The following is a 26374-nucleotide window of genomic DNA, read 5'->3' as shown; positions in this document are numbered from 1 at the left end:
AGTCTTAGAGAATGGATTTATTATGGATTTAAACAATCAAAATCGTGCTAAAAGCCAATGTACGATAAGCTGTAATAACTGTAGTATCAGCCAGTTGTGTTTACCATTCACCCTAAATGGGAATGAAATGGACAAACTTGATGAAATCATTGAGCGAAAAAAGCCGCTACACAAAGGCGACTACTTGTTTGAGTCTGGTTCTCCACTGAATTCTATCTTTGCGGTCCGTTCAGGGTCATTTAAGTCATATACCCTATCTGAGCAAGGCGATGAGCAAATCACTGGCTTTCATTTAGCGGGGGATTTGGTAGGTTTTGATGCCATTAACAAAATGCAGCACCAAAGCTTTGCACAAGCACTAGAAACATCGATGGTGTGTGAAATCCCATTTGACACATTAGACGAACTTGCGGGTAAGCTTCCTAAGTTACGTCAGCAAATAATGCGTCTGATGAGTAGCGAGATCAACTACGATCAAGAGATGTTGCTACTGCTAAATAAAAAAACCGCTGAAGAACGTCTGGCGACGTTTATTTTTAATCTATCAAATCGCTTTGGTGAGCGTGGCTTCTCTCGCAAAGAGTTTCGCTTTACCATGACCCGAGGTGAGATAGGTAACTATTTAGGACTCACCGTAGAGACCATTAGTCGCCTACTTAGTCGCTTCCAAAAGTCTGAGATTATTAAGGTTGAAGGTAAATTTATTACTATTTTAGATATTCCTGCACTGGCACGAACTGCTGCCATTTCGATTTGATCTAACGCAACGAATTACTGGTAAATTCTTTAACCTTGCGCTAAATCAGTTACACTTAAATTTAACTGATTTAGCTAACAAAGCACGTTAAGGAACTTGCGATGGACAAAATTAAACGCATTTTAGCCGTTATAGACCCAACCAAAGCGCAACAAGACAGCTTACAGCGCTCTATTACCCTCGCCAAGAAAACTGGTGCTGAGGTAACCGCATTCCTATCTATCTATGATTTTTCGTATGAAATGACCACCATGCTTTCGAAGGACGAACGCGAAGCAATGCGTGACGCAGTGGTAAAAGATAGAGAAGCTTGGATAGATGAGATTTTAAAAAATGTAGAGGGGATCAACATTCATAGCCAGGTGCTTTGGCATAACCGCCCCTATGAAGCAATCATTAAAACCGTTATCAAAGATGACTATGATCTCGTAGTCAAAGGTACTCATCAACATGATACCTTAAAGTCTGTGATCTTTACCCCTACCGATTGGCACCTCATCCGTAAGTGTCCTGCGCCAGTGTTGTTGGTTAAAGATCAAGACTGCCAGCTCACGGCCATATACTTGCAGCCGTTAATGCGGTAAGCGACAACGAGCAACATTTGGAGCTCAATCGTCGTATCATTAGTGATGCGCAGTTTATTTGCCAACTTGCTAATGCAAAACTCAGTTTGGTGAACACCTACCCTGCTACACCGGTTAATATTGCCATTGAAATCCCTGAGTTTAATCCTACGCAGTATAACGAGGCAGTCAAAAAACATCACGAGGAAGAGACCTTTGCACTGGCAGCGTCCTTCTCCATTGCCCAAAGTGATTGCATAGTTAGAGAGGGTTTACCTGAAGATGTCATTCCTATGGTGGCGAAAGATAAAAAGTCTGAGTTGGTGGTTATTGGTACGGTTGGACGCACTGGACTTAGCGCCGCGCTTATCGGTAACACCGCAGAACATGTAATCGATAGTCTTGACTGCGACGTACTCGCACTGAAACCAGACGGCTACAAAAGTCCACTAGAGGATTAATTATCAACAAAAAGCCCCTCGAATGAGGGGCTTTTTATCAAGGGATGGTTAGATATTGGTGACATCTATGAACAACGATTCATCAATGTTAGTCGATGAGACTACCGCTTCAGAAAATTCATATTCCTGACGTTCTTCGCTTCTGTCTAAAGGTAAATTCTCAAAATCAAACAATTCTTTGTCAGCAAGTTGACTTGGGCTGACATTCTGCATTGCTTTGAATATATTTTCTACGCGCCCTGGTGTTTTCTTGTCCCATTCAACCAACATAGCTTTGATATTTTGCCGTTGCAAATTTTCCTGAGAACCACACAAGTTACACGGAATAATCGGAAACTCTTTTTGCTCGGCATAGCTTATTAAATCATTTTCACGACAATAGGTAAGTGGACGGATCACCACATTACGCCCGTCATCTGAACGTAACTTAGGAGGCATTCCTTTGAGGCGTGCACCATGAAACATGTTCAAAAATAGTGTTTCAACCATATCATCCATATGATGACCCAATGCAATTTTAGTTGCACCAATCTTTTCCGCAAAAGAATACAAGGTGCCGCGACGCAATCGCGAGCACAAGCCACAGGTTGTCTTTCCCTCTGGGATCTTCTGCTTTACTACCGAGTAGGTATCCTTATCAACGATATAATATGGAATGTTCAGCGATTCAAAGTACTCAGGTAAGATGTGCTCAGGAAATCCAGGTTGCTTTTGGTCTAAGTTGACCGCTACAACTTCAAAAGAAATAGGCGCGACTTTTTGTAACTGTAATAGAATATCAAGCATTGCGAAGGAGTCTTTACCACCACTAATACAGGCCATTACTACATCATTTTCTTCAATCATGCCGTAATCGGTAATGGCGTTACCGACGTTTCTTCTCAGTCGTTTTTGTAGCTTGTTAAATTCAAAAGCTTCTTTTCGCGTATCTGTTTGACTCATCTACCTACCCACATAGTCAGTGGCGCTGACTAAATTTGCAATGGAAATTCAAGGGCGGCAATTATACGGATTTTTTGCTTAACGAACTAGTTTAATCTCTCTTATCTTAGAGAAATTATCACGACCTAAAAAAAGTAGAGCGGGTTTGCCCAACACAGATGCGAGTATCTAACTACTCCTTGAATTAATATAAGCTTTGACTATTGTTTCAGCACGACGAAAATCAGACTCTCTCAAGCAGTTATTAATACTGCCAACTAATTCTTTTGGGAGAAATTTATCCACTTTATTGAGGGCTTTTTCAACTTCATCTGGGTCTTCATTCCTGAGTGTGATCTTCCCTCAAACAACTAGACATCTTTTATCAATAACCGATACGATTTCATCACGCCGTTCAACACGCACTATCTCTTTGCCATTGTCCGCGAATCCGATGTACCTTAACTGTAGAATATCTGGGTGATTCTCAATATAGCCTTTGAATATAATCTCTAGTCTAGATATCCATTGCGCTTCAACTGTGCCGTCAAGCGGGTCTATACCGTTGTTGCTCACTGCACGCATGATTCCCTTTACAGGCGGTGTAGCGTGTAGAAATCGAATCTCCTTTTTCTTGTCATTCAATTTACTCAAGAGCAGGTTATATCGCAGAGAAAGTTGGTCACTTATTTTGCTGTGAATATCTTGTTTTACTTCTAATTTAGTGTGTTGGTCTAAGAAAAAAATCACTGTAGCGCCAAGCAACACCACACTCATCACAAACACAGTAAACGTACGATTTTTAAGTAACCTTTTATAAATCTACTCATATGTTCTAGAAAACCAAACATAGCAGGGCCGTCCTTTGAATTATCAGCCTGTAATAGGTGTAGCAGATAGAGCCATGCCTTGCCATTGATTAGCAAAGATAAAATGATTTGGCAAAAGTTAAGAACTAAAAGAAAATGGCTGGCTCAACGAGCATTGAGCCAGATTGGGAAGTCGATACTATTTACTGATCCAAGGCGTTACTTGTTCAATGTTAATATTTGCATTACTTGTATTAAGCTTCTGCGAATTGTCTTGCCATGTGTCACTTACTTCAAAAGTACAGCTCATTTGAGCACATTGCACTTGTTCATCGGCAAAGGAAACAGGGTGCGTAAAGGTGATTTTAATGCCCTTTTGTTCAGGCAATAAAAAACTCATCAACTTACTGACAAAAAAACCAGATAAATCAGATAGCAACTCATCAAACTCCATATGCAGCTGATAGATATCCGCTTTATTCAAATTCTGCACACCAAAGTGTTCTGTTTCTATTTGAAACTTTAGTTGGCAATCATGGTTTGGGTTTTCTGGCTCGATAACAACAACCGCTTTATCTTTATCAAGTTGTTTATCGTAGGGTAACAGTAACTGAGCCTGACTCGTATAGGTAAGTGGCGAGGATGAGCGCTCAGTTACTATTTCGCCTTTTTTAATTTTACAAGGCTCAAGTGTTGCGATGTCTACAATATAAAAATTAACGCGAGCAAACTCAAAGTTGCCTTTCTCTACGACTTTTAAACGGTCATAAAAGCCATCATAAGACACCACAAATTCCTTGGCATTCACAGTCTTACTGATAAAGGCGAGTACAGCCACCAGAAACACAATGTAGCTATTCTTCATCAAAGTAATCCTTGTTATGGCGGATCATGTCATTAAGTTCTTCTACATACGCATCACCGCGCTCAGAATAAGCAATGAGTCCTTGAGTCAACAAGGTGGCTTCGATAGGTAATTTATTTGCTCTAAGCTCGGCGCGTTTTTCGCGTAATTGGCGATAGGCGTCGTGAGTATTGATATTTCTAAAGTATGATTTCACAGCCGCGCGTACCGATTGAAACGCAGCAACTTCATGGGCAGCTTCATTATCTCTGTGCCTTGGCACCATGCCACACCCTTTTTTGTAACACCATTGACCAAAAAAGTTTAAACCGATTCTTGCAAAACGTGACGTTCCCCAAGCTGACTCATTCGCAGCCTGCATTAGTGCTAACTCTCTTGGAATAATATCAACATGTGTTAGTGCTTCTTGTACACTTTCTACCGTGAATTGCGCGTCGTCTAAACGATAGTATGTAAAAATAGTTTTGAGTTTCTTGGTTTGCGCCTCGGTTAACGCCTGCCCTGCTTGCAGCATCATTAATGCAATTTCTAAAGTCGCTCGTTGTTGTCTGATTTTCGTGTTCTCGGCGATAACATGGGGCTTTATGAAATCAAAGAAGCGCTGCTTTTTCTCTTTTACATCAGTGATACTTCCAAAATCTGGCAGCTTTACATTGTGCAATGGTTTTTCCACAATCTTTGGCGCCACTGGTCTTTTGGGCTTAGTTTTTTGCTCTGAGGTCAGTGGCGATGTGGTTTCATACAAAAACGGATAGCTCAATGCCCAAACCGACACTAAAAATATAACTATTTGAATTACTCTGACTTGCATGTCTTTCCTCTGTGTTAGTGTGCCAGTCATATCCATGCGTTAGACTGTAAGTTTTAGAACTAGCTTGCTAGTATCGGTATACAAGCACACAACTCATTATTTTTTACGTATAAATTGGCCTCGCATTATACTTAAAGTAACAATTAAACGCGAATTACAGTTCGCCTGTTGACTTTAAGTATAGCAGCCGACTATTTATTGTACGGAGCAACCATGCAAACAGTTTGGCAGCAAAGATTGTCAGAGCAACATAAACATCGTCCTAATGACAATCGGTCACCCTGGCAGGTCGATCGGTCGAGAATCATTCACGCAGCCGCATTTAGACGCTTGCAAGCTAAAACTCAAATTATGAGTATCGGGGTAAATGATTTTTATCGAACACGTCTGACGCACTCTTTGGAAGTTTCGCAAATTGGTAGTGGTTTATTGCGGCATCTGAAAATTGCTAACCCTGAGTTTGAACACTTTCCATCAACCAGCTTGATAGAAACGCTTTGTCTTGCACACGACATTGGCCACCCACCATTTGGTCATGGCGGAGAAACAGCTTTGAACTACCTAATGAAAGACCATGGTGGTTTTGAAGGAAATGCGCAAACACTTAGAATTGTGTCTAAATTAGAACCTTACAGCAAAGGGTATGGCATGAACCTAACACGTAGGACATTGCTAGGATTTGTAAAATACCCTGCGATCATAGATCAATTATGGTTCAACAAGCCAAGCCATGACCCCAGCCAACGCTTCATTAAAGCTAACGATTGGTTGCCAGCCAAAGGGATTTACCAATGTGACAGCGATGTATTCAATTGGATCATCGCGCCATTTACCGAGTCAGATAAAACATTGCTGCAACAGCATCAGGTTATTGACCAGTATCGCTGTAAAACACAGTTCAAATCTTTAGATTGTGCGATTATGGAGTTGGCGGATGATATTGCTTATGCGGTGCACGATCTCGAAGACGCGATTGCAACTGATACCTTGACGTTAGCTGATTGGACTCTTTACGCCGAACCAAAACTAACAGCCCTCTGTTCACCATGGTTAAAGCAAAATTTGACGCGACTAACACAACGTCTGTTTTCTAGAGATGAAGCTTATCGTAAAGACGCTATCGGTGAGCTGGTGAACTTATTTATCGTCAACAGTGCTTTGAGCGTTCAAAATCCTGATTTTGAATCACCGTTACTTAAATATAATGTAACCTTGGATAGTGAATTTGCTGATATTCTTAGTATTCTAAAAGTATTTGTCTTTGAGCGGCTGATCAGGGAACCTAAAATGCAGCAAATAGAATTTAGTGGACAAAATCTTCTCATTGATTTGTTTCGAGCGCTCGCTAGCGATCCTATGCGTTTGTTGCCCTATACCACCCAAGAACAATACCAAGTCGCGAACTCGACCAGCGAACAAATGAGAGTTTTAGCTGATTATTTGAGTGGCATGACCGATGAGTACGCTCGTAGAACCCATAAACGACTATTCGCAAGTGAATAAAAAAACGCCAGGAAAAACCTGGCGTTTTCTTGCAATTCTGTCAACGTCAGATAGATAACCTGACCGTTTTTCAACACATCAACGTGCTATCTTAGATAGCAACTTTGCCATATTGCTTAACAAACTCTTTAACTGGTAAGTTGTTACAACGTAGGCTGCGCGCTTTGTGGCCATGTACAGCGATGCTAGCAACGCCATCTTTAGCAGCCTTAATACAAAGCTCCGTTTCTGCAGATGCTGTTTTAGCCACAAGTGCTACCGCTTTATCTTGCGTCTGTGCTTGAGCGAAATCAGCTTGTTTCGCGATGTTACGAATGTCTTCACCGTTACACTCTAGAGTTTTAGAGAAACGAGAAATATTGATACCGTATTTTTGTGCTTCCGTACGTGCGGCACTAAGTCCTTGTTGGGCTGCAATCACACAAACTTTTGATTCTGGTGACGCATTGGCTGCTGAATATTCAACCTGCGCAGACACAGATGTAATAGTAGAAAGAGCAACAACTAGTGATAATGATTTAAACATAATATACCCAATATGAACGAATTTGCGCGCATTATATAGCCAATAATATTCTTGTAAATGATATATGATTCCTTTTTTGGTCATTTAATAGACTATTTACATCTAGGCAAAACGTTCCACTCGTCACGCTAACAACTGTTCATATTTTTACAAGCTCTGCCTAACTATTAACCTTTATACATCACGACCTATTGCAACTTCTTTTGTACCGTTTTTAAGTATAGCTTCGGAATTTTTCACGACTAAATACCCTGTGGTTACACACCAATTATGTTCGTAAAGTACATCAACTTTATTTTTAAACAACGACGCCTTGCCGTTTCTCATTAGAATTTACTTTTTAGCTACAAATACTTGCATTGCACTAAACGGGAGCTATTTTTAATTTGTAGCAGCAAAAAATTGCTATCAACTCTTTGCAAATCAAATAAGGAACGCACTATGTTACTGTCCACTAAAAATATGACGTGGAAAGTTGTTCTTGCTGTATCCACGCTCAGCTTTTTCTACTTGTCTAAAGCATCCGCTGAGGTATCCATCATCGTTCATCCGAGCAATGCCTCAACGTTTGATCAGGAAACCATCAAAAAAATATTTCTGGGTAAAACCAAATCTTTCTCCAACGGTCGCTCTGCAATCTTGATAAGTGCCAGCTCTAGTGACCCTGCAAGTGATGAGTTCAATACCAAAGTTATTGGTAAATCGAGTAGCCAAGTAAAGGCTTACTGGTCAAAAATTTTATTCACGGGTAAAGGGACCCCTCCTCAAGAAATGGACTCCAACAATGATGTGATCGCCGCCGTGTCTTCAAACCCTGATGCTATAGGCTATGTCGACGCAAGTGCTGCAACCGACGCGGTCAAAGTTGTCGCAACATTTTAAGTAGGAGTAAACATATGAAAACTTTATTGGCTGTTACTTCGGGTATGACAATGCTGATATCAGCATCGGCGCTAGCCGATATGCGCATCAGTGGCTATGGCTCAATCATCGCGGGTAAGACTTTAGGAACAGTAAACGATCCGCTAAATCCTGGACAAACAAGAGACGAAATACTCACAGCAGATTTCTATGATGTTGGTCAGTATGATAACGACATCACTATTAAAGCTGAGTCTATCTTTGCTGTTCAAGCGGTCATGGACCTAGCAGAGAATTTTTCTGTAACGGCACAGCTTGTGGCCAAAGGTGTTGATGATTTTGAACCTGAGTTCGATTGGTACTACCTGACTTACAAAGCAACCGAAAATCTTACGCTAATGGCTGGACGTCGTAATATTCCAATGTATTACTTTTCGGAATTTTCTGAAGTTGGGTATGCCTACCCTTGGATGAGACCGCCTTCAAATCTGTACTGGTGGCAAGTTACCCAGTTTAACGGTGTACACGCCATGTACGATTTTGAAATGGGTGGTTATTCAAATACCTTAACTTTCTTTTACGGTAACGAATACTCTGATGACAACGTTGAAATGCTTTATTACGACAAGTTGTATGGCGGCAGTGCTCGTACGGTTAATGAATATTGGACCGACATAACAGGGATGAACTGGAATATCTCAGGAGATAGCTTCGACCTGCGCTTTGTCTATTTCCAAAATGACCGAGATAGAGAAACAATTCAGCAAGATGGCAGCATTGACCCATATACGCCGTTCTCGCAAACGTTTGTTGGTTTAGGCGGTAACGTATCTCTTAATAAATTTACCTTATTGTTTGATTTCAACTTTGTTGAGTACGATGATGCTTTGGGCACAGAATTCCCAACCTACCTAGTATCGTTGGTTTACAACTGGGATGACTACCAGCCTTATATCTCTTACTCAAAAGCGGATCATGAACGTACCAAAGTGCCTACTGAAGACTTGGAAGAGCATTATGTATTAAGTTATGGCCTACGCTACAACTTCTTACCTAACGCCGCGTTTAAAGTACAGTACGACAAATTTGTAGACCAAGGCCATGCGCCTAGCGGTTGGGCCTATCATGGCGATGCTCGAGCGATTAGTATGGGTGTTGACTTTGTGTTTTAACAAACTTTGAATTTAATCTTGGTATCTGTCTGTACAGATACCAAGATTATTAACCTCCACAACGCTTTCCTTCACTTTGCAAACACACTTTCTGCTAGATGAATCGTTTAGCTCATGGTAAATGAGTGATATCATTTTGAAGTAGATTTTTCGCTGTCAATTTCCCACTCTGTGCTTAACATTGCATTTTCTATAGCCTATAGCGGAAACAGACAAGACAGCCGCAGCATAGTGAAAATAAGGTTACTAAAATAACATGAAAATCATCTCTTTTAATATCAATGGACTACGAGCCAGAATCCACCAATTGCAAGCCGTAATTGATAAACATCAGCCAGACATTATCGGATTACAAGAAATCAAAGTGCATGATGAGGCCTTCCCATTAGACGAAGTACAAGCACTGGGTTATCACGTTTACTTTCATGGTCAAAAAGCACATTATGGCGTTGCTCTGTTATCTAAAATGCCTGCCAAAAATATCCAAAAAGGATTTGCGACAGATACTGAAGAGTCACAAAAACGCATGATTATTGGTACCTTCGAAAGCGATTCAGGTAAAGAAGTAACTGTCATGAACGGTTACTTTCCACAAGGCGATAACATCAGCCATGAAGTTAAATTCCCTTATAAGCGTCAATTCTACGCTGATCTTATGACTCACCTAAATTCTCACTACGATAAAGAGCAAGCAATTGTCGTAATGGGTGACATTAATATTTCACCCACAGACCTAGATATAGGTATTGGTGAAGCCAATCGTAAGCGTTGGTTAAAAACAGGTAAATGCTCATTCCAACCTGAAGAGCGTCAATGGTTAGACACCCTATTGTCATGGGGACTAAAAGATACCTTCAGAGAGCTCAAACCAGATGATACTCAGCAATACTCGTGGTTTGACTATCGTTCTCGCGGATTTGATGACAATCGTGGGCTACGCATAGACGTAATTTTAGCGACAGATTCATTGATGGCCCACTGTGTTGAAAGCGACATTGATTATGAACTGCGTGGTATTGAAAAACCTTCGGATCACGCACCTATTTGGGCGACATTTGAAATTTAAGCATGTTCCTAACTATGCTCACAGCGGCAATGTTTGCCGCTACGTTCAACAAACAAACCTATCAGGCCTTGCTCACACGCCCTGCACGCCAAACTGGCGTGTTTGCTTGTGCTGTGTGCTTGGCGCTTATCTGGCAAATCCAAGCCGGTATATTAGAGCACCTCAACATTCATATTCTTGGCATAACCGCTGTCACATTAATCATGGGTTGGCGCTTGGCGTTTTTGTGTTCTTTACTTGCAAGTTTGCTACTGCTCTATTTTACCGAGCTATCTTCCAATCAGTTTGCACAATTTCTTCTACTTAGCACATTTATTCCCATCTACTTAAGCCATGCACTTTACTTGCTGTGTTATCGGTTTTTGCCCAAACATTTTTTTGTCTACATTTTTGTGTGCGCATTTTTGTGCGCAGGCTTTGTCGGGGCCGCGAAAATTCTTATCAGTGGAGGTTACTTTTACTTGCTTGGTCTGTATGATCTGCCCACATTACTCGATAATTATATGTTTTATGCCGTAATAATGTGGTTTCCAGAGGCCATGTTAAATGGCATGGTGATCACATTGCTCATTACCTACCGTCCTCACTGGGTGAAAACATTTTACGATCAGGAATACTTAAATAAATGACACTATTGTACCGATGCCCGTTGTGTTCTGGGCCTCTAGAGCAGACCAAGCAAAGCCTGTGCTGCAAAAATCGTCACCAGTTCGACTTCGCCAAAGAAGGCTATATCAACTTGCTCCCTGTGCAAAACAAAAAATCAAAACAACCTGGCGACAATCTGCAGATGGTACAGGCCAGAAGAGCATTCTTTTCCACTGATCATTATGTCTTTTTAAGAGAAAAGCTGGTTGAGATAGTCGCTAAAAGAGCACCTAATACTGTTATTGATCTTGGTTGTGGTGAAGGATTTTATACCCATGCAATAGCCGACTCAATTGCTGCACAGGTGTACGGTGTAGATATCTCAAAAGCAGCTGTTAAGTACGCAGCCAAGAGATATAAGCATGTTAACTTTAGCGTCGCTTCAATTAAGCAAACGCCTTTTTCAAATAGCTGTGCGGATGTACTTCTCAGTGTTTTTGCGCCTATTTTTGCAGAAGAACTTTATCGCTTGTGCAATGACAATGGCACCTTAGTCATCGTTAGCCCTGGACCAAAACACCTGTTTGAACTAAAGCAACAGATTTACGACGATGTGCAACTTCATGAAACAGTAAACACACCGCAAGGTTTTGTATTGCAAGAACACACCCTGTTAGAAGTGAGACAACACATAGATACAGACGTGCTCGAAGACCTTATCCAAATGACTCCCTTCGCGTGGAAGTTTAAAGACAATCACTACGAAGAACTACGCAAAGCTAAAGCGCACGCTGTTACATTGTCTTTCTACATCAGTGAGTTTAAAAAGGATAATAGCGAGCAGCCCTAAACCTAGAACTGCTCCTTGGTAAATGCCTTGTCCATCTTATTGAACATATCAGACAATAATTTGGCCAACTCTCTATAACGTGGCTTTTTAGAAGTTGAGGGAGCATCATAGCCATTGGCAACCATTTTGTGGTACAGCTCGTTATACCAGCTATTTAACGATGGGTTTAATGGGGTATCACAGCGCTTACCCAACCACAGCAGACCTTGCACAGGTAGTGACAGGAAAAACAGTGCCGCAGCTATCGCTTGCGGTAAATATTGCATACCCAACTGGCTTGTTTGAAAAAACACAGTAAAGATTGCCAATATCGGCATTACGGTTAAAGACAATTCTGTTGCCTTTATGACCCTATATTCAGCAAACATTGGCGCAAGCTCTTTACGCATGGGCCACTCCTTTGCATATTGGCGTCCAAGCTGCACTTGTGTAATAAGACTATTTTGCATCATCACTCCTAGGTGCTAACTTTTAAGTAAAATTTCGGGTAAAATTATCATTAATAAGTCAATTATACCTTTGTCTAGCGTGTCGCTTATTGGCCACTATGCTTTAAGCTTAATACGCGTTTACTGTTATTGTCAAAACGGAAAGTCATTATGTCATCTTCCCACGTTCTGGTTTTAAACTGTGGTAGCTCAAGTCTCAAGTTCGCCATTATTGATATTCACTCTGGTTCTGAAGAACTTTCTGGATTAGCGGAGTGCCTAGCCGAACAACAACCGCTAATAAAATACAAATACGATGGCACCAAACAAACGATCACTCTCAACGCTGGAGATGCTCATCAAGTCGCCATCTCCCGTTTAGTAGAACTGGTCAAGCAACTTAACCTAGACAAGCAACTGATAGCTGTAGGCCACCGTGTAGTGCATGGTGGAGAGCATTTCACGCACTCTGTACGTATTACTCCTGAAGTCATTGCAGCTATCAAGCAGACCAGCGCGTTGGCTCCATTACATAATCCCGCCAATTTGCTAGGGATTGAAGCGGCTCAACAGGCCTTTGCTAAGTTACCACAGGTCGCTGTATTTGATACTGCATTCCATCAAACCATGTCTCCAAGAGCATTTTTGTATGCACTACCCTATTCTTTGTACAAAAACCACGGTATTCGCCGCTATGGTTTCCATGGCACTAGCCACTATTATGTATCGACCCAAGCGCACGAAATTTTAGCGCTGAACAAAGATGACTCTCGTATTATCAGTGCGCATTTAGGCAATGGATGTTCTGTGGCTGCCATCAAAAATGGTCAATCAGTAGATACCAGTATGGGTCTAACGCCACTCGAAGGCTTGATGATGGGCACACGAAGTGGTGACATCGACCCTGGGATCTTCGCATTTTTAGTGAATCAACTTAAATACTCACCAACGCAAGTAGACTTACTTTTGAATAAGCAAAGCGGTCTACTCGGTATTAGCGAATTATCTAACGATTGCAGAACAATCGAAGAGGCGGCGGCACAAGGTCATGAACAAGCTCAGCTTGCGTTGGATATTTTCTGTTATCGGCTTGCTAAGCAAATTGCCGCATTCGCAGTGCCTCTTGGTGGCCTAGATGCACTTATTTTCACTGGCGGCATCGGTGAAAACTCAGACGTGATCCGTGACAAAGTAGTATCGCAATTAGGGTTTTTAGGCCTAACTCTTGATAAAGAAAAAAACCTAGCTGCACGATTTGGGCAACGAGGAGTAATCACCACAACTGACCGCCCTTGTGCAGTTGTCATCCCAACTAACGAAGAATGGGTTATTGCCACTGATGCAGCAGCCTTAGCACAGGAGCAGTAAAATGGGACGCCGTATTATGCTGATCCCCGTTTCAACGGGCGTAGGCTTGACTTCCGTATCTGTGGGCCTTGTCAGGGCCTTGGAACAAAAAACAGTAAAGGTTAACTTTTTTAAACCCATCGCCCAACCGCGTAAAGACGAACATGGCCCAGAGAAGTCGACTGTCATCGTTCGCCAAGGCTCTGCGGTAAATCCTCCTACACCTTTTGAACTGAGCTATGCTGAGCAAATGATAGGTGACGGCAAAGGAGATGATCTGCTTGAGGAGATAGTTGAACGTTTCGAGAGCTCAATACAAGATGACGAAGTTGCCATCATTGAAGGTATGGTGCCCACAAGGCTGCAACCATACGCAGGCAGAGTCAACCGTGAAATTGCTCAAACCTTAGGAGCTGACATTGTTTTTGTACTCACGCCTGGTAACGACAGCAATGAACAGCTAGAAGATCGCCTCGAAATAGCAGCCGGTAACTACGGCACAGTAAATCATAATCGCGTGCTTGGCTGTATTTTCAATAAAGTGAATGCCCCATTAGATGAACAAGGCCGTGCACGTGCTGATCTTGTCGACCAACACAACCCCGATGAACTCGAAAACGAAATGCATCGTCTTGCCTCTCTTCCCATTTTTAGAAAGCACCCATTTATGCTATTGGGCTGCATTCCTTGGGATTTTGATTTGGTTGCACCGCGAGTCATTGACTTATCAAATTATCTCAAGGCTGAAGTGATTAATGCGGGTGATATGGAACATCGGCGTTTGCGCCGAGTTACGTTTTGTGCTCGAACAGTATCAAACATCCTGAACCACTTTACGCCTGGTGCGCTGCTGGTTACCCCCGGTGACCGTTCCGACGTATTAGTCGCTGCATGCTTATCAGCAATGAATGGCACCAAACTGGGCGCTATCTTACTCACGGGTGGTTTTAAGCCAGAGCCACGCATCATGACACTATGTGAACAAGCGATGGAAACGGGTCTGCCTATTTTAGCTACAACAGCGGATACTTGGCGTACATCGTTATTGCTGCACAATTTCAACATGGAAGTTCCCAGTGATGATGATCAACGTATTGATAAAGTTAAGCAACACAATGCTGATCATATTGACTCAGATTGGCTGGATGAACTGGCTGTTGGCGTAGCTAGAACGCGTAAGCTCTCCCCACCAGCGTTTCGTTACTTGCTAACTGACTTAGCAAGAAAAGCCAATAAAACCATTGTCCTTCCAGAGGGTAATGAGCCAAGAACGATTAAAGCAGCAGCAATCTGCGGAGAACGCGGTATCGCCAAAACGGTGTTGTTAGGTGAACGCGAAGAAATAGAACGCATTGCCGCCCAGCAAGGTGTTGAGCTCAACGAAAATGTTACGATTCTAGAGCCTCATGATCATCTCAATAAATATGTTGAACCTATGGTTGAACTGCGTAAAGGAAAAGGTCTTACCGAAGTGGTTGCACAGGAGCAACTGCAAGACAACGTGGTGTTAGGAACCATGATGCTGGCGCTAAATGAGGTAGATGGTTTAGTCTCTGGCGCTGTACACACCACAGCTAATACCATTCGTCCACCATTGCAATTGATCAAAACCGCTCCGGGTTCATCTTTAGTCAGTTCCGTATTTTTTATGTTACTCCCAGACCAAGTCCTTGTATACGGAGATTGCGCTATTAACCCAGACCCTACCGCAGAGCAACTGGCTGATATCGCAATCCAATCGGCTGATTCAGCAGCCGCATTTGGTATTGAACCCCGTGTAGCAATGATTAGCTACAGCACTGGTACTTCAGGCCATGGAGCAGACGTAGATAAAGTGCGTGAAGCGACTAAACTTGCACAACAGAAAAGACCTGACCTTGATATTGATGGCCCATTGCAATATGACGCTGCAATTATGGAAAATGTCGCAAAGAAAAAAGCCCCTAATAGTAAGGTTGCAGGTAAAGCAACAGTGTTTGTCTTCCCAGATCTCAATACTGGGAATACAACATACAAGGCGGTGCAAAGAAGTGCTGATTTAATCAGTATCGGACCCATGCTACAGGGTATGCGAAAGCCGGTGAATGACTTAAGCCGTGGTGCCCTCGTTGAAGATATTGTCTATACTATTGCTCTTACCGCAATTCAAGCTCAGCAAATAGCTGATCAGCAACAATAATAGTAAAAGTGCCAAGTGTTAATAGGGTTCTCTTTCTTAACTCTTGGCTATACTATCTAGATAATGTTTTTGGATAGAGGTAGAGCATGTCAAAACAAACGCTGCAATTGCTCAGCCATAAATTTACCATTCACAGCCTAGATTGTGACGCAGTCATTCCTGGTCAGGTAATTAATGCCAATATATTTTTTATCGCTAAAACAGAAGACGAACTGTCTATTGTTTGCCCCAGTAGTATTAAGGTTGATAGCTTTGCAGCAGAGGATGGTTGGCGTGCTTTAGAGGTTATAGGTCCTCTAGGGTTTTCTCTAACCGGCATTATGGCGAATATATCTGGGGTATTGGCGAAAGCTCAAGTGTCTATTTTCTCGCTATCTACCTATGATACTGACTATATCTTAGTAAAAGAACAGCAAATTGAGGCTGCTATCAAAGCCCTCAAAAAAGATGGATACCTAGTTTTATAATGCAATTTTCTATACCTGTTGAATATGCGCCAATCACCACTATTCAAAATCCTTTAATGCATTTAGCCAGTCCATTTACAGGGAAAGTACTGCCTTTGCCCTCTCATCCAGACCCTTTGTTCGGCAAAGGTATGCTTGGTAGAGGAGTTTGCGTAGACATGACCAGCAACAAGGTCTGTTCGCCCGTTACGGGCCAAATAGAAAGAATTAAACGTAAAGGTAGTGAGTTCATTCTGGTCGCCAATAATGGTCTTAAGCTACTCGTGCACATTCAACTTCCTCCCGACTGCAATGCGATGGAGCGCCAACCAATCAACGCTTTTGGTAAAGAGCATGTGGAACAAGGCGAAATACTTGCCTACTTCGACCTACCCGGTTCCCAAACGAGAATGTTAGGTACTCTAATCGTACTCAATGCAGACAAACTCGGACCATGTTATTATCCTCTAAAACAAGTGAACGCTGGGCAAGACCCATTACTCACTATCACCAAGAAACAACCATAGAAAGGCCATAATAAATGACCATCATGTACGGCATTCCTAATTGCGACACCATAAAAAAAGCCAAAAAATTACTGTCTGATAATCACATTGAATTTACCTTCCACGACTACCGCAAAGAAGGTATTAGCCCCGAATTAATCGATATATTCTTCGCGCACCTCGGCTGGGAAAATGTACTCAATAAACGTGGTACAACCTATCGCTCACTTAGTGAAGATCAAAAGCAAAATTTAAATGAACAAACTGCCAAGCAAATTTTGCTGGACGCACCTGCCATGATTAAGCGCCCAATCATTCTACACAATGATAATTACCATCTAGGCTTCAAAAAAGAACAGTATTTAGAGATTTTTGCAATATGAGTGAACACCGTTGCAGTGACGTTATCGAACTTGCTCAAGCTCTTATTCAGCGTCCTTCGGTCACCCCTGAAGACGCGGGTTGTCAAACATTGATAAACAGAAGGCTGGCAGCAATCGGATTTAATGTTGAAGAACATTTCTTCGTCGATACCCTAAACACTTGGGCGCGAAAAGGCGACACCGGACCACATTTTTGTTTCGCAGGCCACACGGATGTTGTTCCAACAGGTGATGAATCCGCTTGGCTGTATCCACCCTTTGATGGTCAAATCCATGATGGCGTGCTTCATGGTCGGGGAGCTGCTGATATGAAAGGTTCATTAGCTGCTATGGTCGTAGCAACAGAACGTTTTGTCAAAAAGCACCCTAACCACAATGGTTCAATATCGTTCTTAATCACATCAGATGAAGAAGGTCCCTTTATCAACGGCACCACACGGGTGATAGATTTACTTGAAGCACGCAATGAAAAGATAGACATGTGTTTGGTCGGTGAACCATCATCACGTCACCAGCTAGGGGACGTCGTTAAGAATGGTCGTAGGGGCTCGCTGACAGGCCATTTGAAAGTTAAAGGTAAGCAAGGACACGTTGCCTACCCTCACCTCGCTGACAATCCAATTCATAAAGCAGCTCCTGCTCTTGCACAACTCAGTGAAACTGTGTGGGATCATGGTAATGAATACTTTCCAGCGACCAGCTTTCAAGTATCCAATATTCAAGGAGGAACAGGGGCTGGCAATGTGATCCCTGGAACTTTGTATGTACAATTCAATTTTCGCTTTAGTACAGAAGTAACAGCCGATGAGCTGAAACATCAGGTGGCACTTATTTTACAAAGTCATGGACTTGATTATGAGCTAGATTGGATTGTCAATGGCTTACCTTTTCTAACCGAGCCTGGCCCACTATTAGATGTAACACTCAGTGCGATTGAAGACGTTACTGGGATCATTAGTACCCCTGAAACCTCAGGAGGTACATCTGACGGACGCTTCATCGCGCAAACAGGTTGCAAGGTTATTGAGCTGGGCCCAATAAACGCTACGATCCACCAACTTAATGAGTGTGTAAGTACTCAAGACTTAGATAACTTAGCGCTCATTTACGAACGTATTTTAGAAAAGTTATTAACTTAAAGGTGTCTCATGGATTTGTCTCTTATCGCCTGCGGTCTCAGTGACGTACACCTAACTGATTGGTACGGTAAACAAGTTCACAAAAATATCGTCTCTGATCTAAAAGCGCTGAGTCGTGCGTCTAAACAAGCGGGATTTGATTTGGCAATTGCATCAGCGTTTCGAAGCTTCGAAAGACAGGCAAGTATTTGGAATGGCAAATTCTCAGGACTGCGCCCAGTGTACAATATTGATAACTGTGCAGTAGAAGTTTCTACACTCTCTGAAATAGAAAAGTGTCAGGCTATTATGTTGTTTTCAGCATTGCCAGGAGCCAGTCGTCATCACTTTGGCAGTGACCTAGATATTTATGCAAAGAATTGTCTCGGTCACGGGCAGTCCTTACAACTTGCTCCTTGGGAGTATCTGCATGGTGGTCCTTTCGCTGAATTTAGTCTCTGGCTTGATGAGAATCTAGCCGAATTTGGCTTTTTTAAACCCTATGCGCAATACAATGGAGGTATCGCACAAGAGCCTTGGCATATTAGTCATATCGCCACAGCTAAGTTACTTGAACAACATCAAAGTATTGATGTCATCGCCGATGCTATCAGTCGGCACGATGTCCTAGGCAAACAAACAATTCTAGCTAATCTATCTCATTTGCATGAAAGGTTTATTACCAATATAACCAAAGTGTAACTGCCAACCGTACAAGTACAGCCTGAGTCGACTGTACTTGTCGAATATTTTAAGATTGACGGTAGCCATCAAAAAAGCGTTGCATACGCTCCATTGCAGGTTCCAACTCATCTTTATGAGGTAGAAATACCAATCTAAAATGATCAGGCTCTGGCCAGTGAAATGCTCGACCGTGAACCAATAATATTCTCTCTTCTCGCAGCAGATCCAACATTAACTTTTCATCATTTTTAACGTTGAACTTAACTGTATCTATTTTGGCGAATGCGTACAATGCCCCTTTCGGTTTGACACAAGACACGCCGTCAATATTGTTAAGACCTTGATATGCGATGTTTCTTTGCTCATAAAGTCGACCACCGGGCTCAATTAGAGCATCTATAGACTGTACACCGCCTAGTGCTTGTTGAATCGCAAATTGAGCGGGCACGTTGGCACACAAACGCATAGAAGCAAGAATGTCTAACCCTGTGATCAGATCAGCCATATCACTGACCTTGCCACTTAGAATCATCCACCCCATTCGCAAACCAGCTGCACGATAGTTTTTTGCTAGGCCGTTAAAGGTAATAACTGGCAAATCATCACACAAAGAGGCAATCGGGATATGCTTCGCGTCGTCATACAGAATTTTTTCGTAAATCTCATCGCTCAATATTAGCAGCTGATGTTCACGGGCAATATCGATAAGCCCTTGTAACAAGGCTTCATCATATACTGCTCCTGTGGGATTATTGGGATTGATCAATAGCAACGCTTTAGTTCTGTTCGTTACTTTTTTTCGAATATCCTCTAAATCAGGAAACCAATCTTGTTCTTCGTCACAGCGATAATGCACAGGCGTGCCGCCAGATAATTTTACCGAAGCGGTCCACAATGGATAATCAGGTGATGGGATCAAAACTTCATCACCGTTGTTCAGCAATGCCTGCGTGGTCATCTGAATTAATTCACTAACCCCATTGCCAATATAAATGTTATCTACACTAATATTTGGCAACGACATTTGTTGATAATGTTGATACACCGCCACACGAGCAGAATACAAACCTTTTGAGTCACAATAGCCTTGCGCTGAGTACAAGTTGCGAATGATATCGCGGTGCATATCTTCTGGCATATCAAAGCCAAATGCTGCTGGATTTCCAACATTTAGCTTAAGTACCTTAAGCCCGTCTTCTTCCATTTTCTTTGCTTGACTCAGCACCGGTCCACGGATGTCGTAACAGACTCCATGCAATTTATTACTTTTTGATATTTTAGACATTCATCCCCCCATTTCCAGCGCTTAGCATAGCCCAAAGTTGACCATGAAAACTAGAGGGATAAACAAAGATAAAACAAGAATCTAAAAAAAATTATCGATTCATGGATAACCACTGTAGTAACTGAGATTTAGAACCTATAACTTGCTCGGAAATCAGTGCCATATTCTCGCTAACAGATGCATCATCTCCTTTCATTAATCCTTGTTCAATAGCTCTTGCAGTACTACTTAGACTAGTTGCACCAAACTGCGCAGCATTAGATTTCAAGCTATGCGCATGGCGAATAGCTTCTTGTCTGTTAGAATTTAGCGCAAGCTTAAGATCATTCTCCAACCTCTCAAATTCGCTACAGCAAAAAATCAATGTTTCTTCGAACTGTTCCCCAAGCAGCGACTGCATACTTTCCAGTGCACTGTTATCTATGCTTACATTCATAAAGTTCCCTTCTCACTATTGTTAGTATCAATGCTAGACAATTCAGTTCATGTTAGCAAAACAATTTGATATTTATGATAAGATTCTGCAAACGTTTTTGTTTTAGAACATATCATGAAAAGAAATTTTTGCCCAAAATGCCTCTATCCAATAACAACATGTGTTTGCAAATATGTTTCATCTCCTGTGCATACACAAACGCAAATAATTATTTTACAGCATCCAGATGAAGCTAACTTGGCAAAAAATACAGCGCGACTGTTACAGTTGCAACTCAATAATATACAACTTTATGTTGGACAAGACCCACAGGACTTCCAACAACTAAAAACATTAATGAGCAACAAGCACTGTGCGTTGTTATATCCTAGCGAAAACGCTGTCACAGTTGAGAAAATGCAACTACAGCCCGATCTCGATATACTCTTTGTGATTGATGGAACGTGGAAAAAGGCGCATAAAATACTGGCATTAAATCCGTGGCTGCTAGCACTACAGACAGTAACATTTGATACCATTCCTAAGAATCAATATGTAATCCGCAAGGCCGAGCAAGCACACAGCCTCTCTACACTTGAGTCTGTTTCTTTGTTTCTAGCTCAATATGAAGGGATTGATCAACAGCCACTACTCACGCTGTTAAACGGCATGATCACAGAACAAACCAAACTCATGCCAGACCACGTTAAAGCCAGATATGATTTATGAGCCGTATACCCCGCCTTACCGATGGATTTGTGAGACTCGGTCCCGACTATCGCTTTGATGACCAAACAGATTTTCAAGAAATCAAAGACACCTTCGGTTTTTGTACCATCACAGTAGGAAGCTGGGTAACGCCGACGGAACAGCGTATAAGCGCAAACCTTGTGTATGATGCGCTTGCAGATTTGGCACAAATTCTAGCGGTGCCGCCTTGGGTAATAGGTCTAAACGGTACTTTGAATTTTGCTTTTGGTGCAGGTGGACAACTTGGTGTGCAAGCCCATTACCAACCGTCATCAAGAACACTTGCATTGGCTAAAAATGCAGGTGCTGGCGCGCTTGCTCACGAATGGTGGCATGCATTTGATCACTACATTTGTAAAAAGCTCTTTACCGACACAAATGCAATGTCTTTCGCATCGAGCTCATGGCTACACAAACCAATAGCCCACCAACATCCTTTGAACTTACATTTAAATCAGTTTTTTAAACTCATATTTTTGGACCACAAGGGTCAGGGTCCTAGTCAGTATTTCTTAAATGCTAAATTACTGGATAACCACTACGAGCAATTTTATTTCAGCCGCCCTCAAGAGCTTAGCGCAAGAGCATTTGAAGCTTGCATTTGCCATAACCCTATAATTCGTAATGATTTCTTGGTCAGTGGCATTAATAACAGTAAACTAGCCAGCCAAGGTGGCTTTCCCAATTCAGAGCATCTAACGCAGCTATGTGACGTTATTTTTACCTATTTCAAAGTGCTAGGTACTGCTTTACATCATCGCTCTGGCTGACTTTATATAACCAAACCAAGTAATCCTCGTAGTTCATTGGCTTAGCTATAAAGTAGCCTTGGCCAAAGTCACACCCATAGTGCTCTAACCTCGTGTAACTCTCAATACTTTCAACTCCCTCAGCAACCACCTTCAATCCCAAACTGTGCGCCATGTCAGACATGGCTTTGGCAATGGTCTGGTTGCTCGGTGAGGTTTCAATGTCCATTATAAACTGCTTGTCGATTTTCAGTTCATCGAAACCAACTCGACTCAAGTAAGCTAATGACGAATACCCAGTACCAAAATCATCAATGGCTAACTTAACCCCCACACTTCGATAATCATCTAAGATACTCTTCAAGTTATCTTCGTTATCGATAGTTACTGACTCTGTAATCTCGAGAACTATTTGTGATGGGTTTAAGTTAAGTTCGTTCACTAAAGTGATCAAATGAACAAGCAATTCTTTTTTGGATAAGTCTTTACCCGACATATTGAGAGATAGCACATGCCCGGGGTACTGCTCAACGAGCTGCTTTTGATAGTTCAACCCTTTTTCAAACACCATTTCCGTCAATAAATGAATGAGCCCTGACGACTCCGCGATTGGAATGAACTCATCTGGGGGAACTTGTCCAAGTTTGGGGTGAAACCATCTCAGTAAACCTTCAGCACCATAGACTTTACCCGTCTTTAAATTAACTTGAGGCTGTAGGTATAAGCTAAAACTATCATTATCAATTGCATCTTTTAGCGCTGAGGACAATTGCATACGCCGTTCTGAGATCACAGAATTGGCAACATCAAAGATTTGCCACCTATCACTATCATGTGATTTGGTAGACAGCGCCAACATGGCTCTTTGTATCAACGCATCCGCTGTTTTTGCGTGAATCGGTGAATGTGCTACACCTATTTCTATTTCATCAACAAGCCGAGTCCCTTTATATTCAATGCCTTCTTCAAATACTGAAGATAAAATGCAAACATACTGCTCAATTTGACTTAGCGATAATTTGCCAATCAGAGTAATAGCAAAGGTGCTATCATCAAGCCTGAAAATTTCAGTTTTTGTTCCTTCTGACACTTCAAGTGTAACGGAACCATATGTATCAAGTTGAGTGTACAGCTTGCCAAACAATTCGTTTAAATGCTTATTTGCGTTTGCTACCCCCAAGTTCAAGCGTATCGAGTGAATGATCAACGGCCTAAACAACAACAGTGTATGGTGAGTGTTTTTATTGGCGAGCTGATCCAAGTAATTGTTGAGCGCAAAACGGTTAGAAAGCCCTGTATCTGGGTCATGTAGGCTGTAAAACAAAAATCTATCTTTTTGTTTTTTGTCGTGCATAAACACACTAACAGTTAACAGTAGAATATGAGTGGTGACGGCTAGTTTACTAATGCCGAGCATTCGTCCATTAGTTACTATACCAAGTTGCATACCTACCCATACGATCCCGAGCATAAACATCGGTAACCAAGCTGCACACACTAACCAGACATCCCGTCCAAAACCTTGTTTTGCACTACGATACATCATGCCCAACACCACCATAGTTCCTAAACTTGCTATCGCTTGAAGCTGTACCGACAAAGCGGAACCCATGCCAAAAGACATCACAGCCATACCAAGTAAAGCTGCCGCGCTTCCCCAAGTCACATGGCTTAGTGTTTTATTAGTTTGTGGTATTGAGAAATAAGATTGGTGATACAGCAAACACAGCGCGCAAGCCAAAATAAGCCAACTACCATTGAATGACGACACCAACTGACTAACATCCGAGGGCAAATAGAAGTAAATACTGCCATTATTCACGCTACATTGAATGGCCAAAAAGCTAACGTATACTGATAGCAATGCTAGGTACTGACGCCGACTGAGCAACGCCATGATTACTAGTGCCATAGCTATAAAATACAACAGACCTAACTCTAAACCATACCAAAACAACCTTGATTGACTGTGCTTTTTAAAAGCCTCTTCCGACACAACTTGAAAGTTAAACATGACTTTGTATGGAGAACGCAGCCTAATATATATCTGAGCACCTTCGTTTTGTGCTGAAAAATAAATATGAGGAAAAATGCTTTGCATTCTGGAAGGAGAGAAATTGTCGCTAGGTATGTGTATTTGCTGTAACAGTTTGCTTTGCTGGACCAAGTACAACTCAAGCTCGCTATTTAGTGGCTTGTCCACATACAAAACGCTGCGCCCTTTTGAAGGTGGCAGTTCAGATACATCAACTTTGACCCATGTAGATACAAGTTTTGGCGCGGTTAGTGCAGCTTCATCTAAATCAACAAATGATGTATCGTCTTTTAAGATATCATCTATGGTCTTTTGATTGCTCACATCGTTATATGTCGATGTCGGCAACGCGATGGAAATATGACTAAAGACGATTAAACAAAATAACGAAGCGATTTGAATAACTTTGCTGGCACCCATCTTAGCTCCTTTAACAATCTCCATAGCCATTGGCGTAGGGACATATTTTAGTATGGAAGCTTTATACAGTAATGCCAGCTAAAATTAGACAAAATAACACCGCGCCACGGTGTATAACTAAATTCTAAGCCTCTAAGTTGACCTAAAGGCTATTATTATCCGCGCTAATGCGACTAGCAACAGCGCTGTTTTGCCCTTTATATTTGGCATCTTTACGAATGTTATAGGGGTTTTCTGCTGCACTCGTCATAGTCTCAAAACTCAGCGCACCAATTTTCATTTTAGGCCTCAGTGCTAAAGGTAGTTTACCCGAATTATAAAACTCTAGAACAATATTGCCCGACCATCCAGGATCGATACGATGTGCTGTTACGTGAACCATTAGGCCCAAACGTGCCAACGATGACCGTCCGTCAAGCCAGCCTACTAAATCAGCCGGTAATGTCACGGATTCATAGGTGATTGCTAGCGCGAGTTGCCCTGGGTGTAAAAAAAATGCCTGACCATCTTGTAAGACGATTTCATCACTCATGATAGATTCCATCGCTTCATTGAGCTGGTCTTTCGGACCACTCAAATCCACATAAGGCGCACCATGATCTTGAAAGACCCTGAACTTGTTACCCAATCTTAAATCAACCGTAATACCAGAAATCATCTCTTCACTGGGTGCAGGTTCTATAATAATCTGCTGGTTATCTATCGCTTGCTTAATGTGTTTATCTGATAATCTCATTGATTAGTCATCCGTAATCACAATATCAACGGTGGGCGTTGATAGTGTTTGATAATAGAGCATGCTACTTATTGTCTGAGCACACGAAATGTAATGTTCTGCAATATCAACATGCTGTGTTAAAAGGTTTTGCCCTTGTTCAGACGCTTCTCTTATCTGAATATTGAGCGGGATCTGAGTAAGTAATGGCACACCGTGTCGCACCGCTAGTCGTTCTCCGCCTAAGTGTCCAAAAATATGATTCTTACCGCCACAGTGTGTGCAAATATAATGGCTCATATTTTCGATAAGGCCGAGAATAGGCAGATTGACCTGATTAAACATTGCAATCCCTTTTTGAGCATCAAGTAATGCCAAATCCTGTGGTGTTGTCACTATCAGAGCACCACTTGCGGGCACTTTCTGTGTCATCGTCAATTGAATGTCACCAGTGCCAGGCGGCATATCAACTATCAGGTAATCGAGTTCACCCCATTTGGTCTCGTTGAGTAGTTGATTTAGCGCTTGTGATGCCATTGGACCTCGCCACACCGTTGCATTGTCGGCCGGAACTAAAAATCCAATTGATTGGATCTTTATATCATCTTTTATAATGGGGTTGAGTGTTTTGTTGTCTTGTGTTGTGGGTTGTTCGTCAATGGCACCAAACAATGATGGGATCGATGGACCGTAAATATCTGCATCCAACACCCCTACCGCTGCGCCTTGAGCTGACAATGCCAGAGCCAGATTAGCCGCAGTAGTAGATTTACCTACTCCACCTTTACCTGAGGCCACCAACACAATGTGTTTAATTTGCTTGTACTGATAGTGCTTGGGGAGTTGAGTTTTAATATTCACATCAACCTGAATACCGACCAACTCAGATAAAGTCTTGCTTAATAGATGTCGTTGCGCATTGGCTGCAAATGGCAATGTCAAGTTCACCGTTATCGTCGTTTTGTTTGTCTCAATGCTATTTACCCACTGTGGCTCAATTCCCAGCGGAAAGACGCTATTTTTGAAAGCAGTCAACTGACTTAAAATCTGCTGTTTTAACTGATTGTCTTTTTTAAATAGTTTATTGAGACCAAACATTGAAATAAAACGTACTCTGGTGATGAAAAAGGCTACGGAATTATGTAACATTCAACCCATTAA

28 protein-coding genes and 1 pseudogene are annotated in these 26374 nt (G+C 42.0%); 17 read left to right on the top strand and 12 right to left on the bottom strand.

The features are described from left to right. The first annotated feature begins 22 nt into the window (after positions 1-22). Both C2M32_RS08840 and uspE read left to right on the top strand, forming a co-directional pair. Positions 23-757, top strand: a complete 735-nt coding sequence (locus C2M32_RS08840) for an FNR family transcription factor (protein WP_105168086.1) — start codon at positions 23-25, stop codon at positions 755-757. Between the two features lie 101 nt (positions 758-858). Next, a pseudogene (uspE, locus tag C2M32_RS08835) lies at positions 859-1781 on the top strand (universal stress protein UspE). A gap of 48 nt (positions 1782-1829) precedes the next feature. On the opposite strand, the gene ttcA reads toward uspE, so the two are convergent. The 4 genes from ttcA to C2M32_RS08815 all read right to left on the bottom strand — a co-directional run bounded on the left by ttcA (position 1830) and on the right by C2M32_RS08815 (position 5187). Further along, positions 1830-2723 (bottom strand): tRNA 2-thiocytidine(32) synthetase TtcA, encoded by an 894-nt coding sequence (ttcA, locus tag C2M32_RS08830; protein ID WP_105168085.1) that lies wholly within the window; start codon positions 2721-2723, stop codon positions 1830-1832. A 342-nt stretch (positions 2724-3065) separates the two neighbouring features. Further along, positions 3066-3488, bottom strand: a complete 423-nt coding sequence (locus C2M32_RS08825) for a hypothetical protein (RefSeq protein ID WP_234401264.1) — start codon at positions 3486-3488, stop codon at positions 3066-3068. Positions 3489-3710: 222 nt separating this feature from the next. Next, positions 3711-4376, bottom strand: coding sequence for a DUF2987 domain-containing protein (locus tag C2M32_RS08820; protein ID WP_105168083.1), 666 nt, complete (start codon positions 4374-4376; stop codon positions 3711-3713). Next, entirely contained in the window at positions 4366-5187 is an 822-nt protein-coding gene (locus C2M32_RS08815; RefSeq protein WP_105168082.1) for a glucosaminidase domain-containing protein, read from the bottom strand. Before C2M32_RS08815 ends, C2M32_RS08820 begins: the two co-directional genes overlap by 11 nt. Positions 5188-5400: 213 nt before the next feature. Here C2M32_RS08815 and C2M32_RS08810 point away from each other — a divergent pair, with 213 nt between their 5' ends. Further along, positions 5401-6690, top strand: a complete 1290-nt coding sequence (locus C2M32_RS08810) for an anti-phage deoxyguanosine triphosphatase (protein WP_105168081.1) — start codon at positions 5401-5403, stop codon at positions 6688-6690. Between the two features lie 91 nt (positions 6691-6781). Here C2M32_RS08810 and C2M32_RS08805 read toward each other — a convergent pair whose 3' ends face one another. Both C2M32_RS08805 and C2M32_RS20495 read right to left on the bottom strand, forming a co-directional pair. After that, positions 6782-7216, bottom strand: coding sequence for an exonuclease III (locus C2M32_RS08805; RefSeq protein WP_234401263.1), 435 nt, complete (start codon positions 7214-7216; stop codon positions 6782-6784). A gap of 174 nt (positions 7217-7390) precedes the next feature. Next, positions 7391-7543, bottom strand: coding sequence for a hypothetical protein (locus C2M32_RS20495; protein ID WP_158678180.1), 153 nt, complete (start codon positions 7541-7543; stop codon positions 7391-7393). Positions 7544-7657: 114 nt separating this feature from the next. Between C2M32_RS20495 and C2M32_RS08800 the strand changes: the two genes are divergently transcribed. From C2M32_RS08800 to rlmA, 5 genes are all read left to right on the top strand, one after another. Continuing rightward, on the top strand, positions 7658-8098 hold the full coding sequence (locus tag C2M32_RS08800) for a phosphate ABC transporter substrate-binding protein (RefSeq protein ID WP_105168079.1): 441 nt from the start codon (positions 7658-7660) through the stop codon (positions 8096-8098). Between the two features lie 14 nt (positions 8099-8112). Next, positions 8113-9249: a porin gene (locus tag C2M32_RS08795; RefSeq protein WP_105168078.1), complete on the top strand. Its 1137-nt coding sequence runs from the start codon at positions 8113-8115 to the stop codon at positions 9247-9249. A gap of 256 nt (positions 9250-9505) precedes the next feature. Next, complete coding sequence (gene xthA / locus C2M32_RS08790; RefSeq protein WP_105168077.1) at positions 9506-10315, top strand: exodeoxyribonuclease III; 810 nt, start codon at positions 9506-9508, stop codon at positions 10313-10315. A gap of 2 nt (positions 10316-10317) precedes the next feature. Then, the gene (locus C2M32_RS08785) at positions 10318-10944 is read left to right on the top strand and encodes an energy-coupling factor ABC transporter permease (RefSeq protein ID WP_105168076.1); all 627 of its coding nucleotides are present in this window, start codon (positions 10318-10320) and stop codon (positions 10942-10944) included. Continuing rightward, positions 10941-11753 carry a 23S rRNA (guanine(745)-N(1))-methyltransferase gene (gene rlmA / locus C2M32_RS08780; RefSeq protein ID WP_105168075.1) on the top strand — a complete coding sequence of 271 codons (813 nt, stop codon included), beginning with the start codon at positions 10941-10943 and terminating at the stop codon, positions 11751-11753. The genes C2M32_RS08785 and rlmA overlap by 4 nt, the downstream gene beginning before the upstream one ends. A 2-nt stretch (positions 11754-11755) precedes the next feature. On the opposite strand, the gene yfbV is transcribed toward rlmA, so the two are convergent. Then, on the bottom strand, positions 11756-12202 hold the full coding sequence (gene yfbV, locus C2M32_RS08775; protein ID WP_105168074.1) for a terminus macrodomain insulation protein YfbV: 447 nt from the start codon (positions 12200-12202) through the stop codon (positions 11756-11758). A 150-nt stretch (positions 12203-12352) separates the two neighbouring features. On the opposite strand from yfbV, the gene C2M32_RS08770 reads away from it, so the two are divergent. The 7 genes from C2M32_RS08770 to C2M32_RS08740 all read left to right on the top strand — a co-directional run bounded on the left by C2M32_RS08770 (position 12353) and on the right by C2M32_RS08740 (position 18862). Continuing rightward, entirely contained in the window at positions 12353-13549 is a 1197-nt protein-coding gene (locus C2M32_RS08770; protein ID WP_105168073.1) for an acetate kinase, read from the top strand. A 1-nt stretch (position 13550) separates the two neighbouring features. After that, positions 13551-15707, top strand: coding sequence for a phosphate acetyltransferase (pta, locus tag C2M32_RS08765; RefSeq protein WP_105168072.1), 2157 nt, complete (start codon positions 13551-13553; stop codon positions 15705-15707). Between the two features lie 86 nt (positions 15708-15793). After that, a complete protein-coding gene (locus C2M32_RS08760) occupies positions 15794-16174 on the top strand; it encodes an ACT domain-containing protein (RefSeq protein WP_105168071.1) in 381 nt (126 codons plus the stop codon). Then, positions 16174-16680, top strand: a complete 507-nt coding sequence (locus C2M32_RS08755; RefSeq protein WP_105168070.1) for a PTS glucose transporter subunit IIA — start codon at positions 16174-16176, stop codon at positions 16678-16680. The genes C2M32_RS08760 and C2M32_RS08755 overlap by 1 nt, the downstream gene beginning before the upstream one ends. 14 nt (positions 16681-16694) lie before the next feature. Next, positions 16695-17042, top strand: coding sequence for an ArsC family reductase (locus C2M32_RS08750; protein ID WP_105168069.1), 348 nt, complete (start codon positions 16695-16697; stop codon positions 17040-17042). After that, the gene (gene dapE, locus C2M32_RS08745; RefSeq protein ID WP_105168068.1) at positions 17039-18181 is read left to right on the top strand and encodes a succinyl-diaminopimelate desuccinylase; all 1143 of its coding nucleotides are present in this window, start codon (positions 17039-17041) and stop codon (positions 18179-18181) included. The genes C2M32_RS08750 and dapE overlap by 4 nt, the downstream gene beginning before the upstream one ends. 9 nt (positions 18182-18190) lie before the next feature. After that, the gene (locus tag C2M32_RS08740) at positions 18191-18862 is read left to right on the top strand and encodes a M15 family metallopeptidase (protein ID WP_105168067.1); all 672 of its coding nucleotides are present in this window, start codon (positions 18191-18193) and stop codon (positions 18860-18862) included. Between the two features lie 49 nt (positions 18863-18911). Here the strand turns inward: C2M32_RS08740 and C2M32_RS08735 are convergent, their stop codons facing one another. Together C2M32_RS08735 and C2M32_RS08730 are read right to left on the bottom strand one after the other, a co-directional pair. Then, complete coding sequence (locus C2M32_RS08735; protein WP_105168066.1) at positions 18912-20129, bottom strand: pyridoxal phosphate-dependent aminotransferase; 1218 nt, start codon at positions 20127-20129, stop codon at positions 18912-18914. Positions 20130-20220: 91 nt separating this feature from the next. Continuing rightward, positions 20221-20565: an Hpt domain-containing protein gene (locus tag C2M32_RS08730; RefSeq protein ID WP_105168065.1), complete on the bottom strand. Its 345-nt coding sequence runs from the start codon at positions 20563-20565 to the stop codon at positions 20221-20223. Positions 20566-20679: 114 nt separating this feature from the next. Here C2M32_RS08730 and C2M32_RS08725 point away from each other — a divergent pair, with 114 nt between their 5' ends. Further along, complete coding sequence (locus C2M32_RS08725; RefSeq protein WP_105168064.1) at positions 20680-21273, top strand: tRNA-uridine aminocarboxypropyltransferase; 594 nt, start codon at positions 20680-20682, stop codon at positions 21271-21273. Next, positions 21270-22064 carry a CLCA_X family protein gene (locus C2M32_RS08720; protein ID WP_199886143.1) on the top strand — a complete coding sequence of 265 codons (795 nt, stop codon included), beginning with the start codon at positions 21270-21272 and terminating at the stop codon, positions 22062-22064. Before C2M32_RS08725 ends, C2M32_RS08720 begins: the two co-directional genes overlap by 4 nt. Here C2M32_RS08720 and C2M32_RS08715 read toward each other — a convergent pair. From C2M32_RS08715 to apbC, 3 genes are all read right to left on the bottom strand, one after another. Then, on the bottom strand, positions 22024-24498 hold the full coding sequence (locus tag C2M32_RS08715; protein ID WP_158678179.1) for an EAL domain-containing protein: 2475 nt from the start codon (positions 24496-24498) through the stop codon (positions 22024-22026). The two genes, C2M32_RS08720 and C2M32_RS08715, sit on opposite strands and share 41 nt — an antisense overlap. A 142-nt stretch (positions 24499-24640) precedes the next feature. Beyond that, positions 24641-25234 (bottom strand): dCTP deaminase, encoded by a 594-nt coding sequence (gene dcd / locus C2M32_RS08710; protein WP_105168062.1) that lies wholly within the window; start codon positions 25232-25234, stop codon positions 24641-24643. Positions 25235-25237: 3 nt separating this feature from the next. Continuing rightward, the gene (gene apbC / locus C2M32_RS08705; protein ID WP_105169263.1) at positions 25238-26311 is read right to left on the bottom strand and encodes an iron-sulfur cluster carrier protein ApbC; all 1074 of its coding nucleotides are present in this window, start codon (positions 26309-26311) and stop codon (positions 25238-25240) included. Between the last annotated feature and the right edge of the window lie 63 nt (positions 26312-26374).

It is taken from the genome of Pseudoalteromonas sp. T1lg23B (assembly GCF_002964665.1).
Taxonomy (GTDB): Bacteria; Pseudomonadota; Gammaproteobacteria; order Enterobacterales; family Alteromonadaceae; genus Pseudoalteromonas.
The sequence above is the reverse complement of the archived record's forward strand: the minus strand, read 5'-3'. Positions and strand labels throughout refer to the sequence as shown.